The 15,682-nt window shown below is 62.7% G+C and carries 16 protein-coding genes; 10 read left to right on the top strand and 6 right to left on the bottom strand.

What is annotated here, in order from left to right; translation table 11 throughout:
* The first annotated feature begins 3 nt into the window (after window positions 1–3).
* The 6 genes from CKO11_RS11730 (at window position 4) to CKO11_RS11705 (ending at window position 7,162) form a co-directional block, all read left to right on the top strand.
* On the top strand, window positions 4–1,167 hold the full coding sequence (locus CKO11_RS11730; RefSeq protein ID WP_223638834.1) for an alpha-D-ribose 1-methylphosphonate 5-triphosphate diphosphatase: 1,164 nt from the start codon (window positions 4–6) through the stop codon (window positions 1,165–1,167).
* Between the two features lie 504 nt (window positions 1,168–1,671).
* Window positions 1,672–3,090, top strand: coding sequence for an aminotransferase (locus tag CKO11_RS11725; RefSeq protein WP_223638831.1), 1,419 nt, complete (start codon window positions 1,672–1,674; stop codon window positions 3,088–3,090).
* An 88-nt stretch (window positions 3,091–3,178) separates the two neighbouring features.
* Complete coding sequence (locus tag CKO11_RS11720; RefSeq protein WP_223638828.1) at window positions 3,179–3,448, top strand: hypothetical protein; 270 nt, start codon at window positions 3,179–3,181, stop codon at window positions 3,446–3,448.
* Window positions 3,441–4,694 (top strand): diaminopimelate decarboxylase, encoded by a 1,254-nt coding sequence (locus tag CKO11_RS11715; RefSeq protein WP_223638824.1) that lies wholly within the window; start codon window positions 3,441–3,443, stop codon window positions 4,692–4,694. The genes CKO11_RS11720 and CKO11_RS11715 overlap by 8 nt, the downstream gene beginning before the upstream one ends.
* Window positions 4,695–4,745: 51 nt before the next feature.
* Entirely contained in the window at window positions 4,746–5,663 is a 918-nt protein-coding gene (locus tag CKO11_RS11710) for a methyltransferase domain-containing protein (protein ID WP_223638821.1), read from the top strand.
* Window positions 5,664–5,731: 68 nt separating this feature from the next.
* Window positions 5,732–7,162: an aldehyde dehydrogenase family protein gene (locus CKO11_RS11705; RefSeq protein WP_223638818.1), complete on the top strand. Its 1,431-nt coding sequence runs from the start codon at window positions 5,732–5,734 to the stop codon at window positions 7,160–7,162.
* Window positions 7,163–7,223: 61 nt separating this feature from the next.
* Here CKO11_RS11705 and CKO11_RS11700 read toward each other — a convergent pair whose 3' ends face one another.
* From CKO11_RS11700 to CKO11_RS11690, 3 genes are all read right to left on the bottom strand, one after another.
* On the bottom strand, window positions 7,224–7,595 hold the full coding sequence (locus tag CKO11_RS11700) for a YigZ family protein (RefSeq protein WP_223638815.1): 372 nt from the start codon (window positions 7,593–7,595) through the stop codon (window positions 7,224–7,226).
* A gap of 112 nt (window positions 7,596–7,707) precedes the next feature.
* A complete protein-coding gene (locus CKO11_RS11695) occupies window positions 7,708–7,956 on the bottom strand; it encodes a hypothetical protein (RefSeq protein WP_223638813.1) in 249 nt (82 codons plus the stop codon).
* Window positions 7,957–8,058: 102 nt separating this feature from the next.
* Window positions 8,059–8,877 (bottom strand): sugar phosphate isomerase/epimerase family protein, encoded by an 819-nt coding sequence (locus CKO11_RS11690; RefSeq protein WP_223638779.1) that lies wholly within the window; start codon window positions 8,875–8,877, stop codon window positions 8,059–8,061.
* Between the two features lie 166 nt (window positions 8,878–9,043).
* Here CKO11_RS11690 and CKO11_RS11685 point away from each other — a divergent pair, with 166 nt between their 5' ends.
* The 3 genes from CKO11_RS11685 (at window position 9,044) to CKO11_RS11675 (ending at window position 10,640) form a co-directional block, all read left to right on the top strand.
* A complete protein-coding gene (locus CKO11_RS11685) occupies window positions 9,044–9,847 on the top strand; it encodes a threonine/serine exporter family protein (protein ID WP_223638769.1) in 804 nt (267 codons plus the stop codon).
* Window positions 9,848–9,849: 2 nt separating this feature from the next.
* Complete coding sequence (locus CKO11_RS11680; RefSeq protein ID WP_223638767.1) at window positions 9,850–10,317, top strand: threonine/serine exporter family protein; 468 nt, start codon at window positions 9,850–9,852, stop codon at window positions 10,315–10,317.
* Between the two features lie 101 nt (window positions 10,318–10,418).
* Window positions 10,419–10,640 carry a hypothetical protein gene (locus tag CKO11_RS11675; RefSeq protein WP_223638751.1) on the top strand — a complete coding sequence of 74 codons (222 nt, stop codon included), beginning with the start codon at window positions 10,419–10,421 and terminating at the stop codon, window positions 10,638–10,640.
* A gap of 36 nt (window positions 10,641–10,676) precedes the next feature.
* Here the strand turns inward: CKO11_RS11675 and CKO11_RS11670 are convergent, their stop codons facing one another.
* From CKO11_RS11670 to nikR, 3 genes are all read right to left on the bottom strand, one after another.
* Window positions 10,677–12,338 (bottom strand): hypothetical protein, encoded by a 1,662-nt coding sequence (locus CKO11_RS11670; RefSeq protein ID WP_223638748.1) that lies wholly within the window; start codon window positions 12,336–12,338, stop codon window positions 10,677–10,679.
* A 69-nt stretch (window positions 12,339–12,407) separates the two neighbouring features.
* Entirely contained in the window at window positions 12,408–14,156 is a 1,749-nt protein-coding gene (locus CKO11_RS11665) for a PhoX family protein (RefSeq protein ID WP_223638743.1), read from the bottom strand.
* 83 nt (window positions 14,157–14,239) lie between these two features.
* Entirely contained in the window at window positions 14,240–14,764 is a 525-nt protein-coding gene (gene nikR / locus CKO11_RS11660) for a nickel-responsive transcriptional regulator NikR (RefSeq protein WP_223638740.1), read from the bottom strand.
* A 137-nt stretch (window positions 14,765–14,901) separates the two neighbouring features.
* Here nikR and CKO11_RS11655 point away from each other — a divergent pair, with 137 nt between their 5' ends.
* Window positions 14,902–15,681, top strand: coding sequence for a DUF4198 domain-containing protein (locus tag CKO11_RS11655; protein WP_223638738.1), 780 nt, complete (start codon window positions 14,902–14,904; stop codon window positions 15,679–15,681).
* Window position 15,682 lies beyond the last annotated feature (1 nt).

Here is a 15,682-nt window from a genome sequence, read left to right as displayed (position 1 = left end):
ACGATGAAAGACATGCCGGTCCAGACCGAGACCATTTTGGCCAATGCAAACCTTGTGCTGCCCGATCGGGTGATGCCCGGCGCGCTGGTGCTGCGGGGCGGGATTATTGCCGAAATTCGAGAGGGCACCCAAGTGCCAGCCGGGGCCGAGGATTGCGGCGGCGATCTTGTGGCGCCGGGTTTGATTGAATTGCACACCGACAATCTGGAACGCCATATCGAGCCGCGGCCCAAGGTCGACTGGCCTCATGCCGATGCAATCATCGCCCATGATGCCGAATTATGCTCGGTCGGGATTACGACGGTGTTCGATGCCTTGCGGGTGGGGTCCATCGGGGCCTCTGGCGCGCGCGGGGACTACCGCGAATATGCGCGCGCGCTGGCCGATGAAATTCTGGAAATGCGCGCGCGTGCGGGGTTCCGTATCTCGCATTATCTGCATTTGCGGGCCGAAACCTGTTCGGAGACATTGCTGGAAGAACTGGCCAAATTCGGGCCGGAAGATCGGGTGGGCATTGTCAGCTTGATGGATCACACCCCCGGCGAGCGGCAATTTCGCGATCTAGACAAGCTGCGCGACTATGTGATCGGCAAGCATGCGCTAAGCCCCGAAGGGTTCGAGGACCATGTGGCGGCGCAGCGCGCCCTGCGCGCGCGGCTGGGCGCGGCGCATGAGGCGGGCGCGGTGGCGGCAGCGGCGCGATATGGCGCGGTGCTGGCCAGCCATGATGATACGACCGCCGAACAGGTCGAAACCTCGAAACGCCATGGCGTGCAATTTGCCGAATTCCCCACGACGTTTGAGGCCGCCCAAGCCTGCCATCGGGCGGGCATTGCGGTGATGATGGGTGCGCCGAACCTTATTCGCGGTGGCTCGCATTCGGGCAATGTCGCCGCGCACGAGCTAGCCGAGGCAGGGCTTTTGGACATTTTGTCGTCGGACTATGTGCCCTCGGCGCTGCTGTCGGCGGCGCTGATGCTGGGCGATATCTGGGGCGATGTGGCGCGTGGGCTGGCCACGGTGACCGATGCCCCGGCGCAAGCGGTCGGGCTAAGCGATCGTGGCCGGATCGAACCGGGTTTGCGCGCCGATCTTATTCGCGCGCATCGGATCGGGCGCACGGCGGCGCTGCGCGGGGTCTGGGTCAAAGGCCAGCGCGTCGGCTAGTTTGGCTGCTTGCCGCGCGGTTTGACTGGAAAACTGGGGCGGGCTTTGCTCGGCGCCGTTTGGGAGAGCTTGTGCGCGGCTGGCGCGCAAGGGCGTCAACCCTGCGCGCCGCCTCGTCCCAGTCTTTTGATCGGATTTTCAGGCGTTTGATAGCGGACTGCCTGCAGGCGGCGCATCATGCCTATCGAATGGGCAAAAGCGACGCTTTTGTGGGGTATTGTGTCGCATTTTGGAAAACTTGGCGCCCTCGGGTTTAGTTGGGGGGGCGATTATGGCAAGTATAGGGTGAGAATCCGAGGAGAGCGCAGGGGCGCAGAGGCCCGACATAAGTGACGCCTTTCTCGGTGGCGGCTCCGTCTGGATCGGTTTTCGACCAAAGGTCATCAAGCCGTGACAGGGCTGGCGCGTTCCCGCGCCGGCTGGCCGTTTTTATCCGTTCAGGCCCGACTGGGGCCGTAAATCACCCATATCGCGCGTGGCGCGAAACCAGGAGGCGCAACCTTCATGGAGTTAGTGGCTGAAAACGCCCCGAAGACCGAAACCGGCACCACGGCGCCCGCATCGATCCCGCAAGCCGATGCGCGCCATGTGCTGCACCCTTGGGCCGATCTGAGCAGCCTTGGCACGCAAGATGCGCTGGTCATCAGCACGGCCAAGGGCGTGCGGGTGCGCGACAGCGAAGGCAAAAGCTATCTGGATGCCATTGGTGGCATGTGGTGCATGACCTTGGGCTACGGGCGCGAGGAATTGGCCGAGGCAATGGCCGATCAGGCCCGCAAAATGGCCTATTACACCCCCTTTGGCGATGTTTCGAGCGAACCGGCCGCGCGGCTGGCGGAAAAACTCGCTTCGCTGTCGCCGGGCGATCTGAACCGGGTGCATTTCACCACCTGCGGCTCGACCGCGGTGGAATCCGCCATTCGCATCGCGCATTACCATTTCGCGGCGCAGGGCCAGCCAGAGCGGCGCCATGTGCTGTCGCGGATCAATGCCTATCACGGCGGCACCTATCTGACGCAATCGCTGTCGGGCAAATCGGCGGATCGCACGCTGTTTCACTACGAAGCGGGCTTCGTGCATCATTTGTCGAGCCCGGGCTATGACCCGGATCGCTCCAACCTCTCGGCGGAAGAAAAGCTGCAAGAATTGCTGTCCGAGATGGAAGCCGAAATCAAGCGCATCGGCCCCGACAAGATCGCCTGTTTCATCGCCGAGCCGATCATGGCCTCGGGTGGGGTGCTGACGCCCCCCGAAGGCTACCAAAAGGCCACCTGCGATCTGTGCCACAAATACGGCATCCTTTATATTTCCGATGAGGTGGTGACCGGCTTCGGGCGGTTGGGGCATTTCTTTGCCTCGGAGGTGCGCTTCGGGCTGGAGCCGGACATGGTCATCACCGCCAAAGGGCTGTCGTCGGGCTATCAGCCCTTGGGGGCGGTGTTGGTCTCAGACCGGATCGCCTCGGCGCTGGCCAAGAATGCGCCTGCCGACAAGCCTGTGTTCTCGAATGGGTTTACCTATTCGGGCCATCCCGTCGCCTGTGCGGTGGCGCTGGCCAATATCGAGATCATGGAGCGCGAGGATATCTGCGGCCATGTGCGCGATGTCGGCCCTTACTTCATCGAAAAGCTGCGCGAATTGCGCGGAGAAGATATCGTTTACACGGTGCGCGGCGATCATCTGATGGCCTGCGTGGAATGCTGGACCGGCGAAGAAATCGGCCCGACGGCGGCGAATATGGCGCTCGCGCAGCGGGTGGACAGCTATTGCCAAGAGGCGGGGCTCTTGGTGCGGCCCTATGAAAACCTGTGCATCCTGTCGCCGCCGCTGATCATCGAACGCGCCGATATCGACCGGATCGTTGCCATTCTTGCCGACGCCCTGAACCGGGCCGAGGCCGATCTTAAAGCGGGCAAGCTCTAACACCCGGCCTTCGGGCGGGGCACGGTGCCCGGACATGCTGACGACCCTAAAAGCGGCAAAGCCGCCCAGAGAACGAAGGAGACGAAACATGAGCCAACCGACAAGCTTCATCGATTGCCGTGGCCTTTCGGCCCCCCTGACGGTGCTGCGGATCAAACAAGCGGTCGTCGGCCGGCAAGATTGTGGTTTGCCGCTGGATGTTTTGGTTGATCGCGCCTGCACCGCGCCCGACCGGGTCGCCGCGTGCCTGACCGGCGAAAGCACAGATGTGCGGCTGGTCTATTCGAGCGCCGAAGCACCCGAAGGCCCCGTGGCCAAGACGCGATCGGCGCCGCAAGGGACGGCTCGACATGTCTGAGACAGAGGTAGAGTTACCCAAGACTGCGGCTGCGGCCCCCGCCGCCGCGACGGCCCCATGGTGGCAACGCGACGATTTGGCCCTGCGGGGTGGGCATCTGCATCTTGGCACCGCCGATCTGGAGGCTTTGGCGCGCAAGATCGGCACGCCCGCCTATGTGATCCGCGCGCCCCGCGTCACTGAAAAGCTGGGCCAATTGCACCGCGCCTTGGACCGGGCCGGGCTGGATCACCGGGTTTATTACGCGATCAAGGCCAATCGCACGCCGCAGCTTTTGTCTTACCTTGCGGGGCAGGGGCTGTGCGGGGCCGATATCTGCTCGCCCGAAGAATTGCTGCATGCGCTGTCTTGCGGCTTTCGTGAAGAAGATATCTCTTTCACCGGCACCTCGCTCAGCCGCGCCGATATCGAAACGCTGGCTCGGTTCGAGGGGATCGCGATCAATTTCGACTCGCTGGCCGCGCTGGACCGCTTTGGGCAGATCTGCCCCGGGCGCAAAGTCGGGCTGCGCATCAACCCCGACCGTGGCATTGGTTATGGCGGCAGCGAGATGCTGCAATATAGCGGCACGGCGGCCACGAAATTCGGGATTTATCTGGACCGGCTGCCCGAAGCGATCGAGATTGCGCGCAAGCACGGGTTGACCATCACCCGGCTGCATTTCCATGCGGGCTGCGGCTATCTGGATCGGGAAATGACCCAATTCGCCGCTGTTTTGGAGGCGAGCCGCGCCTTCATCGCGCAATTGCCCGGGTTGACGGATATTAACATCGGCGGCGGGCTGGGCGTGCCGCATCGCGCCAGCGATGCACCGCTGGATCTTGATCTTTGGGCCAAGACTATCGCGCAGGCCTATGGCGGCGCAGGGCTGACCGTTTCGGTCGAGCCGGGCGATTTTCTGATCAAGGATGCGGGGGTGCTGCTTGCCTCTGTCACCTATCGCGAACGCCGCAAGGCGGTGGAATTTCTGGGCCTTGATGCCGGGTTCAACCTTGCGATGGAGCCTGCCTTTTACGGCCTGCCCTGCGAGCCGGTGCCCGCCGCCCCGCGCGACGCGGCGCCCAGCCCGTTCACTCTTGTGGGCAATGTCAACGAGGCGCTCGACAAATGGGCCGAAGATCACCCGTTGCCCGACCCGCAAGAGGGCGATGTGATCGCGCTGATCAATGCGGGCGGCTATGCCGCCTCGATGCGCTCGGATCATTGCCTGCGCGGCGATGCACGCAGCGTGCTGCTGCTGGATTGATATGGGGGCCGCCGATTGCGGCGGCGCCCTTGCTATTTTCACGGAAGAGACATGAGCCATTCAGACTTGACCGCACCGCAAATTGACGAGCTGGAGAGCGACGCCACCCCCCATGCCCCCGAATTCGCCTTTGACCCAAGCGATCCTTGGACGCAGACTTTTCAGCGCGCCTTGGAAAAGGCCGATCTTGCCGGAAAGCGTGTCTATGAGGTGGGGATCGGCACCGGCGCGAATGCGGCTTTCCTGTTGCGGCTGTGCGGCGCCGCGCGGGTTTCGGGTAGTGACCTTGACCCGCGCATGGCCGATCTGGCCGAACGCAATGTGCAAAGCCTTGCGCCGGAACAGGCGCATCTGTTCCACCCGGTCCATGGGGCGGTCAGCCTGATCGACACGCCCGAAGCGCAGGAAGAAATTGCGCAAACGGATGCGGTGATCGGCTGTCTGCCACAGGTCGCCTGCCCGGGCGATCCGCGCTTTGATGCCTTTCGCAAACTGCACCGCACCGAATTGGGCGAGGGGGCGGATGTGCGCGAAGACGACCATATCGCGCATTACTACCCGTGGACCGAATTCGAGGAATTCCCCTTCAATGCCGTTGGTTTGGGCCTGAACGAGGCATTGCTGCGGCGTCTGCGCGCGCGTGCACCAAAGGCCGATGTGATCCTTAATTTCGGGGCGCGGGTTGGCGTTCCGGTGCTGTTTGATATGTTCGAGGCCAATGGCTACACGCCTGAAAAGCTGCAAGGTCAGATCGTGCGCCAGCATGCCGGGACGGATATTTCTTTCTTCGTCGCGTTGGAAAAGGCGCTGGGGGGCACCGGGCTGGACCACGATTTCCGCTGCGCCTTTTACCGTGACCCGGCGGGGGCAGAGCCTATCTCGGCCAGCGAGGCGCAGCAAATGCTGGATGCCGACCGCGAGGCGGCAATCTATCATGAGGTCTGCACGATCCGCGGTCGCCCGGTCTAAGCACCCCGTGCAGCTTGCAAAACACAGATGACCCGCTGCCGTTTGCGGCGGAACAAAAGGACCCTGCGATGACTGCAGATCGTTTTTACATCGATGGCGCATGGGTAAGCCCCGCCGGGGGCGAGACCATGCCGATCATGGACCCCGCCGAAGATGCGCTGATCGGCACGGTGGCGCTGGGCAGCGCCGCCGATGTGGACCGGGCGGTCAAGGCCGCCACCCACGCTTTTGAAAGCTTTGGGCTGTGGCCCAAGGCGGACCGTTTGGCGCTGTTGCGCCGTATTCGGGAACTGACCGCCGCGCGCAAGGAAGACTTGGCCCAAGCGATGTGCCGCGAAATGGGGGCGCCCATCACCATGGCGCGCGAGATGCAGGCCGAGGCGGGCATCGGCCATGCCGATGGCTTTATCGAGGCGCTGGAGGGGCAAGAGGAACGCTGGCAGCTTTCCAACGGCGATAAGATGACGCGCGAGCCGATCGGGCCGGTCGGGCTGATCACGCCGTGGAACTGGCCGATCAACCAGATCGCGCTCAAGGTGTTGCCCGCGCTGGCCGCCGGCTGCCCGGCGATCTTGAAACCGTCCGAGTTTACGCCGCTATCGGCGCAGATTTACGCGGAAATCCTGCACGAGGCGGGGGTGCCGCCGGGGGCCTTTGCGCTGATCCATGGCACCGGGCCCGAGGTGGGCGATGCTTTGGCGCGCCATCCGGGCCTTGCGATGGTGTCGTTCACCGGCTCGACCCGGGCGGGGATTTCGGTGTCGAAATCCGCCGCCGATACGGTCAAGCGCGTGACACTGGAACTGGGGGGCAAATCCCCCAATCTGGTGTTCGCCGATTGCGGCGCGGCATTGGCGGATCGGGTGCGCTATGCGGTGAGCGAGTGTTTCCTGAACACCGGGCAATCGTGTGACGCGCCCACCCGCTTGATCGTGGAGCGCGCCTGCTATGACGAGGTGGTGGAGATCGCCACCGCCGCCGCGCAAGACACGCAAGTGGGCGATCCCAAGCAAGAGGGTGACCACCTTGGCCCGCTTTATGACCAGATCCAATGGGAGCGGGTGCAGGCACTGATCGCGGCGGGCATCGCCGAAGGCGCGCGGCTGGTGGCGGGCGGTCCGGGGAAGCCCGATGAGTGCCCGCGCGGCTGGTATGCGCGCCCCACGGTCTTTGCCGATGTCACCCCCGAGATGACGATTGCCAAGCAGGAAATCTTCGGCCCGGTGCTGTCGATCCTGCCTGCGGCGGATGAAGCGGAAATGATCGCGCTGGCCAATGCCACCGAATATGGCCTTGCCGCCTATCTGCAAACCGGTGATCCCGCGCGCGCCGAGCGCGTGGCCCGGCGGCTGCGCGCAGGGGCGGTGCATATCAATGGCGGCGGGCTGGGCTGGGGCACGCCCTTTGGCGGCTACAAAGCCTCGGGCAATGGGCGCGAGGGCGGCCTGTTGGGCCTTGAAGATTACCAAGAGGTCAAGAGCCTGCATTTCGGCGGCTAGGGGCGGTTTCTTGGGGATTGGGCCATCCTGTCGTGCGATGGGGTGGCCCTGCATCGTCACTTTACCCGTGATCGGGGGCCTCTGCTTTTAGGGCATCAAGGTAGATCCGCACGGCGTCTTGCACATGGCGGAAACGGTCGCCGCCCAGATGCTTGCCCCCGAACCAGCGCGTCACCACGATCAGATGATCGTGCAGCCCCTCGCGTTCCAGCATCCGCAAGATCACCATGCCCGCGCCCGTCTCGCCATCGTCATTCTTCAGCGGGGCTTCTGGCGTCAGCAAGGCCCAAGAATGATGCGTGGCCTTGGCGAATTTCTTGGTTTTGCACAGCGCCTGAACGAAGGCGCGCGCCTCTTGCGGTGAGCCGCAAGGCCCGCCCGAAACGGCATATTTGGAGCCGCGATCACTGATGATATTGTCAAGAATACGCATGCCCCGGCATAGGCCTGACGGGCCCCGACAACAAGCGATCACATGGTTTTTTCAGCCTTATGGCCACTTTCCCCCAGCCCGAAAGGAAACCGGGGCCAAAAACCGGCGGGCCTTAATGCCGACCGGTGACTTCTTTTTGATGGCGGCGCAGCAGATCGATCATCTTGCGATCTGAAATCAATTGATCGCGGTGAAATTCCACGATCAGGCATTCGGTGCGGTCAAGGCCCGCAATGTCCTGTGCATCCTTGAGCCGCAGCGCGGGGCGCACGCAGTCTTCGTCGAATGACATTGGGTCAATTTTGTGTAGGCGCGCGTAGCGGTCGACGATCTGATCAACCGAATTACGAAAGTGGCTCATGCGTAGCCCCCCACTCGATAAAATGAATCGGTCCTTCCACCAACAAGGCTACCACGCCCGGTTGCCTCGTGTCGCGCGGAAGTTGCGTGCCAACCCGTGCGCCTATCGGGCAAGCCCCAGCGTTTCCAGCCGCGCCACCGTTTCGGGCAGGCGGGCATGATCGCCGCGCACCTCTAGAATGAGGCGCGGATTTTGGGCGTATTCAGCCAGTGCCGTGAAAACCGGCCGCCACGGAATGCGGCCATCCCCCGGGTGCCAGTGCCGATCGGCGTAGCCATCGGCATCTTGCAAATGGACATGGCCCAAAAGATCGCCTGCCGCGGCGATGAAATCCACCACCGGCGGTGCCCGATATTGCCCATGCGCCAGTTCGGCATGCCCGGTGTCCAGCGACACGCGCAGGTTCGGATGATCGAGCGTCTGCACCAACCGCACCCGGGCGCTTGGGTCCGTGTCATCGATGTTTTCCAGCATCAAGGTGCAGCCCACATCGGCGGCACGGGCCAGCACGGGGGCAAGGCATTCGGCGGCGGCATCAAAAATCGCGGGTTCGATATGGGGGTAATTCGCGCGGTTGAGATGCAGCCAATAGCTGAAGGGCGAATGCACCACCATATGCGTGGCCGCAAGCGCCTCGGCGATCTCAAGCCCCCACAGGAAGCGGCGGGTGATGATCGCGCGAATTTCCCGGTCGGGGTTGCCCAGATCCAGCCCGAAGAACGGCCCGTGGATACCGCGTGGCCCGGTTTGCGCGGGCAGCACCCGCTGCCACGCGGCGATCAGATCGGCGGTTTCGGTCTCGCCAAGGTTGGGGGTGACGAAATCCTGAATCTCGATGGCCCGGCCCGCATCACAGATCCAAGGGCGCAGGGTTGCGAAATGATCATAAAGCAATGCGGTGCCCAGAAGCGGAAGCGTCATGGTGGTCCTTTCCGATTTTGTGGCGCAAGCTTTGCACATCCCGCCCCCGTAAAGAAGGGATCGTGGCGCTTTGCGTGTTGTGCTGCGCATGGCCGCCATGCAGGGCCTGTTCCGCGATTGTCTGGCCCCGGTTAGGCTGCTAGGTGCAGCCCGAAAGGAAGCACGCATGAACGAGACTGATGCGCCGATAGACCCGGTCGTGGTGCGCCACCGCGCGCTAGAGCGCTATGCAACCACGGCCCTAAGGGCCGGACGAATGATGATGGAAAGCGGCGCCTCGGTTAGCGTGGTGCATCGCGGCATTACGATGATCGCAAAGGGGTTCGGGGCCGAAACGGTCGGACTGCGCTCGGGCTATGCCTCGATTGCGATGACGCTGCATGCCGAGGGCAATACGATCACCCGCATGTTGCAGGTCGGGCGGCTGGGCGTGAACCACCGGCTGGATCTGGCGGTGCGGGCGCTTTGCTCGCGTGCCGCACGCGAGAATATGAGCGTTGAGGCGGTCGAAGCGGAATTGGACCGCCTGGCCCGTGAAACCCCGCGCCATTCGGCATGGCTGACTGCGCTGGCGGTGGGGTTGGCCTGCGCCTCGTTCGGGCGGCTTTTGGGCATCGATTGGGCCGCCTTTGGCCCGGTTTGGGCCGCAGGGGCCGTGGGACAATATCTGCGCCACCATCTGATGCATCGCGGCGTCAACGTCTTTCTGGTGGCCGGGGCCATTGCCTTTATCGCCGCCACCTTGGGCGGGCTTGGCGCCTGGCTTTTGGGCAGTGCCACCACGCAATTGGCGATGATGGCGTCGATCTTGCTTTTGGTGCCCGGTGTGCCCTCGACCAATGCGCAGACCGATATCATGGACGGCTATCCGACGATGGGCAGCGCGCGTGCGGTCTGGGTGCTGATGGTGATGATCTTCGCCTCGGTCGGCGTGTGGTGCGCGCAGGTGCTTTTGGGCATGGGAGGCTGACTATGATGGAGCTTTTACCGCATCTTGCCCATCAGGCCCTGTTTGGCGCGCTGGCCGCCGCCGGGTTTGGCGTGCTGTTCAATTTCGGTTTGCGGGCCTTGCCGTGGTGCGCGGCCGCGGGGGCGCTGGCGCTTGCGGTGCGCACCTTGGGCCAAGATATGGCGTGGAGCCTTGAAGGCGCGACCTTCGCCGCCGCCATGGTCACAAGCTGCGCGGTGTCCTTTTTGCATCGCCGCTTGGGTCCGGCCTGTAATGCGGTGGCGCTGGCGGGCTGCATCCCGATGGTGCCGGGCGCCTTTTTGGGCCAAGCGTTGCTGGGCCTTTTCGCGCTGACCGTGCCCAATGCGCCGGAGCCAAGTGCCCTGTTGACCGATGCGGCCATCAGCATGATCCGGGTGATTTTCACTCTTGGCGCGATCGGGGCAGGGCTGGCGATCCCGGCGCAATTGCTTAAGAATCAAGATTTCTGAGCCTGTTTTGGCTTTGATCCGGCAGCGCCATTCCCCAACCGGGGAATGGCGCGCTTTTCGCGGTTTCGGCATGCTGGGCCTGCACCGTGAAAGGACAACAGATGGACAACGACAGCTTCATTTTTACCGCGCCGGTGGGGCAGGGCGATGCAGGATCGATCTTGCACCCGGTCATCGGAGATACCGATTTTGCCGGCGGCGATGCTGGGTCAACCCTGCATCCGGTCATCGGCGATACCAGTCTTTTGGGCGATGACGCGGGAACGATCTTGCATCCCGTGATCGGTGATACCAGCCTGACGGGCTTTGATCTTTTCGCCTGAGCCGCGCCCGAACCGGGTCGGGCGCGGTCCGGGGGGTTAGTCATACCACGCGGTCAGCGGGCGGGTGATCGCGGTCGGTTGATCGGGCGTGACGCTGCGATGGACGTTTTCTTGCTCCGTCAGCGTCGCGTCGCGGCCTTTTACAAAGCTCTGTTCGCGCACGATCTCCCGATAGGCTTTGTTCAGCGCCAGCGCGCGCTTGCGCGAGGGATAAAGCAATTGCGAAACATCGGCGCGAAAGGCGGCGACCGGGTCCGGGCGCAGATCGCCCGTTTCCGTCAGATACCGGTCAATCACCTCCATATTGCCGCGCAATTCATCCCCCGCACCGTTTTCCGCCAGATAATGCGCATATTCGGGCGCCCCATCGGCGCGGATCATTTCGGGGATGTCATAAAGCCCGCGCTGGCTCCAATGCCACCAGCCGCCATGGCCCAAGGTGCCCGCCAGCTTGCGCGGAAAGGCGAAAGTGTCGTCGTCATTGGCGCCAACCCCGCCGTGGCAGCCGATGCAAAAGACGGTTTCTTCAAAGCTTTGCGGGCGCAGATCGCCCGTTGCATCTTCAATGAACCCTTGCAGCCGCCAGCCGGTGCCATTGCTGACCCCCACTTCTGACGAGCCAAAAAACAGCGCGATCCGGTCGGGGAAGCTGTCGCGTTCTTTTGCCTCGGCCAGCGCGCCTTCTTGGCGGTCGAAATAGGTCTGCCAGCGGGTCTTGCGCATATAGCGCAATTCCTTGAGCCGGGCCGCCATGCGGATTTGCCCGGTCACCTCATCCACATCAATATAGCGCACCGTGTGCAAAAACTCGGTGCCAAGCGGGTAAAGCCCGGCAGCCAAAGGAGCCTCGCCCGCCGCTTGCAGCACGCGCGCGCGACCCACATAGGACATATTGCGTCCCTCTTTCGGGGCCCAGTCAAAGGCGATGTTGAGCGCTTGGCCAAGCGTGCCGTCTTTATCCAGATCGACGCCTAAAGGGCGCTCATCCGTTGGTTCAATCGGCACCGGTGCGCGGCGGATCAGCGCTTCGGTGATCGCAAGGTTCACCTTGTAAACGCTGCGGCTTTCGCGCCCGTCTTCGGTTTGACGATAGGCGTCGGGCAAGCGGATCATCACATCATCCGTCGCGCCATTGGTGGGCCAAAACGCACCGTTGAGCGGATAATAGGCAAAGGCGCGCCAGCCGGTCATCTGCCCGTCTGCCCCAATATCAAAGCCTTCCGCGTCAAAGTTGTAGGCGACATCGGGGGTGAACCCGTCCCATGTGCCATTGCCATCCACATCCCAGTCTGGGGGCAGATGCTCCAGCCGTTCGGCCAAAAGGTTGGTGCCTGCCGCATCAAGGTAATTGCCTTGCCGGATATAGGCCAAAATCTCGGTATCGCTCACCCGCGCCACCGCCGCGCGGCGATCCACAAACAGGTTCGTCCACGGGTTTTCTAGTGCGGGTTCGGGGAAGCTATAGGCCGTCTGCAGATCCGCATCATTGATGTAATGCGGTGCGCGGCTTGAAACATGGCAGGTGAAACAGGGGTTATGCACGCCCCCGGCCGCATCTTCGGTTTTGGTGTAGCATTGCGGGGGAATATAGGCGGTCGGGTTGCTCAGCACCGTTGATTTCAAATCCACCTGCATCGGCTCGGCCCAAGCAAAATTCGGGGCAAGCATGAGCAAAAACAGGGCAGGGGCGCGGCGCATCATCTTCTCCGGGCAGGCAAAAAAACTGCGGGGAGGGCGTACCCTCCCCGCACAGGTCATTGCGAGGTCTTATTTCGCGTCCAGCGCCGGCATCGGCCCGATATAGCCCACATAGGCGCGCGCATCGGCGGCGTCTTGCAGCTTGTCTTCATCCGATTCCCCGTAGGGGTGCTGCACCACGGCGGTAAGATAGGCATGCCCGCCGATGTTCGGGTAGAAATAGGGCGAGGTGGTTTCCGAGCCGTAAGGCGTCGAGAACACGCGGGTGATGTCGCCCGAACCGAGGTTCATCGCCCAGATCACGTCGTTTTGGTGCCCCGAACCGGTGTCTTCGCCGATGATCAGCGTGTTGGTGCCCGGCATATAGGTGATGTTGTCGGGGTTGGCGATGCCGTTGATATCGCAGCTATTGCCCGCTTCGGGCGCATCTTCGGCATAGTCATGCGGCATGCCCGAGATCAGCGCTTTCATCTCGGTCGCGCTGAAGGCGTCATCCAGCGCCAGTTCATAAACGGTGCCGCATTTATTGGCGGGCAGCGCAATCGCATCGCGCGAGGCAAGGTCTCGCTTGTCGCCGCCTTCCATCCCTTTGGCCACTTCCGACATGGCCAGATACAGCACATGCTGGTCGGGGTTATAGGTGATGCCTTCCATTTTGCGGAATTCAGTCGTGGCCCCCATCATCGAGGCGTAGCGGCGCGTTTCAATGCGCGAGGCCACCGCCTCCATGCCCGGTTTCACCTTCAGGCATTGTTTCACACCTTCGGCGTTCGAGGCGCCAAAGCCTTCGCCGCAGGTGTCGCCTTCGCCAAGGTCCGCAACTTCAAAGATATCCGAAAACGCCGGTTTCTTGGCGATGGCTTCGGCAATTTCGGCATCGGTGGCATGGCCAAGGTCAACCCATTCAAGCGCCGCCGCGCCGCCGTTTTCCGCCGAGCTTTGTACCCATTTGGCAGCGTAAAGCGTGCCCGCCGACAGATCGCCCGCTTCGTCGGCAACGAATTTGAACAGGCCAACATTCGTGCCGTCATCCGAGATATAGGCGGTTTTTTGGTCGGGCATCACATAGGCCAGCTCAACCGCGACGCGGCCCATGGCATAGTGTTTGGCCGCCGTGGCCTCGCCCGCCGCGCTCACCGTGATTTCGGTCGGGTAGCCATAGGCATAGGGGTTGAACACGTCGCGGAACTGCGCAAGGTCCATTTTCGCTGGATCGACGCCGAAGAAGCGCACCATCGGCTTGTAGTAGTCATCGATTTCCTCAAGCGCGGTCGCCATTTCGATGCCTTGGGCATCGGCCGGATATTCTTCCGAGCCCAGATGCGTGCCCCACGGCGTCACCGACCCCGCGCAGGGCACCCAAAGCCCGCCCAGATCTTTAAACTCGATCGGTTTGGTCGACACCGGGGTCAGTTTGCCATCGGCGTCTTGGGTCAATTCGCTCAGATACATCGCCCCGGGGCGCGATTCGAAATGGGTGATCGAGTAAAGCTTGTCGCCCACCGGTAGAAACGAGGTGAAATCGGCATCGACCGACAGCGCTTGCGAGCCGTCCTCCTCGGTCACGATCGCGCCGGTCTCATCGACCAAAGCGCCAAAGGTGCCGGTGCCGATCTTGTCGCCGGTGCGGGCCAAAATGTTGTAACCAATGGCATATTCGGTGCCGTCGATAACGATTTTATCCGAAGCGGTCACGGCGCGTTTGGCGGCATCATCGGCGGCAAAGGGCACTTCGGAAAAGCTGATATCGGCCGCGAAGGTCATCGTCGGCAGGGCCAGCAGCGCGGTCGCGCCAAGCAGGGCGGATTTGAATGTCATGGGTCTCACCTGTTCCAATATGGTTGGGGTGAGGCCGTGCTAGAGCGGCTGTGCGACGCGCCGTTAACGTTTACGTAACGGTTTCACGACGCATCCGGGGTCGTCGGCGCCGTGGTGGGGCGAAAGCTTGTTTGCACGACCGTATGGCTGTGCTCGTGGCCATGCCCGTGTTCCCCATCCGGCTGCGGGTGTTTGTGCCGGGCCCCGTCTTGCCCCACCGGAATGAGCGCAAGCGCGCCATGCGCCACGCCGCGTTCCAGAAATTGCGCCTCTGCCGCGCGGGTCAGCATGCCCAATGTGCCGCGCGTCACCTCGATTTCCAAAGAGGTGGAATGATCCAGCGGCACTGACAAAGCGGCCAAGGTGCGGTCATGCGTATCAAGCCGCCGCTGGGCCAGCCGCGCGCCAAGGTTGCGCACCGACTGATCGACCGTGCAAGACATCACCCCCAGGCAGGGCGCCTCGGGCGGGGCATCGGGGCGGGTGGCCAGTGCGCGCCGCACCAGATCGCGGATCGCTTCCGAGCGGTTGCCCGCGCCGCTTTGCGCCATGAAAAGATCAAGCTCTTCAGCGATTTCATCGGTCAGGGTGATCGTGATGCGCTGCATGGAAACCCTTTCTTTCCAGTGGTCATTTTCTTACCGCTTTGATTTTCCTGTAATTTTCGCCTCAAGGCAACGATTTTCACTTGTGTAGCTGCGCGGTATGACTAATGTTTTGAAAAATCATACCAACGGAGACTGCCATGCCGCTTCGCGTTGCCCGCACCTTTGCCCTTGGATGTCTGCCCGCGCTCTGGCTCGCCGCTGCGCCCGCACAAGCGCATTTTCTTGAGCTTCTGCCTTCTGCCGATGTGCTGCCCGAGGGCGGCAGGGTGACGCTTGATCTGACCTTTACCCACCCGTTCGAAGGCGGGCCTGTCATGCAGCTTGATCGCCCCGCCGCGGTCGGGATGGTCGCGGGCGGTGTCGCCACCGATCTTTCCGCCGCTTTGGCCGAGGCGCCGCAGGGCGATGCGATGGCCTGGACCCTGCGGGCCGATCTGCCAGAGCCGGGTGCGGCGGTGTTTTGGGCGACCCCGCAGCCCTATTGGGAACCGGCAGAGGGCAAGATGATCGTGCATCATGCAAAAGTCGTGGTCGATAGCTGGGCCAGCGGGGAAGGCTGGGATCAGATGATCGGTTTGCCCGTTGAAATTCGTCCGCTGACCCGCCCCACCGGGCTTTGGGCGGGCAATCTCTTTTCCGGGGTGGTGATGAAGGGCGATGCGCCCGTTCCCTTTGCCGAGATTGAGGTGGAATGGGTCAATGAGGGCAGCCTGAGCGCGCCGAATGATGCGTTCGTCACCCAAGTCATCACCGCCGATGCCAATGGCACCTTTTCCTATGCGATGCCTTTGGCGGGCTGGTGGGGCTTTGCCGCCCTGACCGAGGCCGATGCGCCGATGACCGCGCCCACGGGGGAACAGGTGCCGGTCGAAGAGGGCGCGTTGATCTGGGTGCATGCCACCGCGCCGGGCCGCTAAA

Source organism: Rhodobacter sp. TJ_12, assembly GCF_020023995.1.
In the GTDB taxonomy this organism is placed as follows: domain Bacteria; phylum Pseudomonadota; class Alphaproteobacteria; order Rhodobacterales; family Rhodobacteraceae; genus Rhodobacter.
This window is presented reverse-complemented; position numbering and strand designations above follow the sequence as displayed.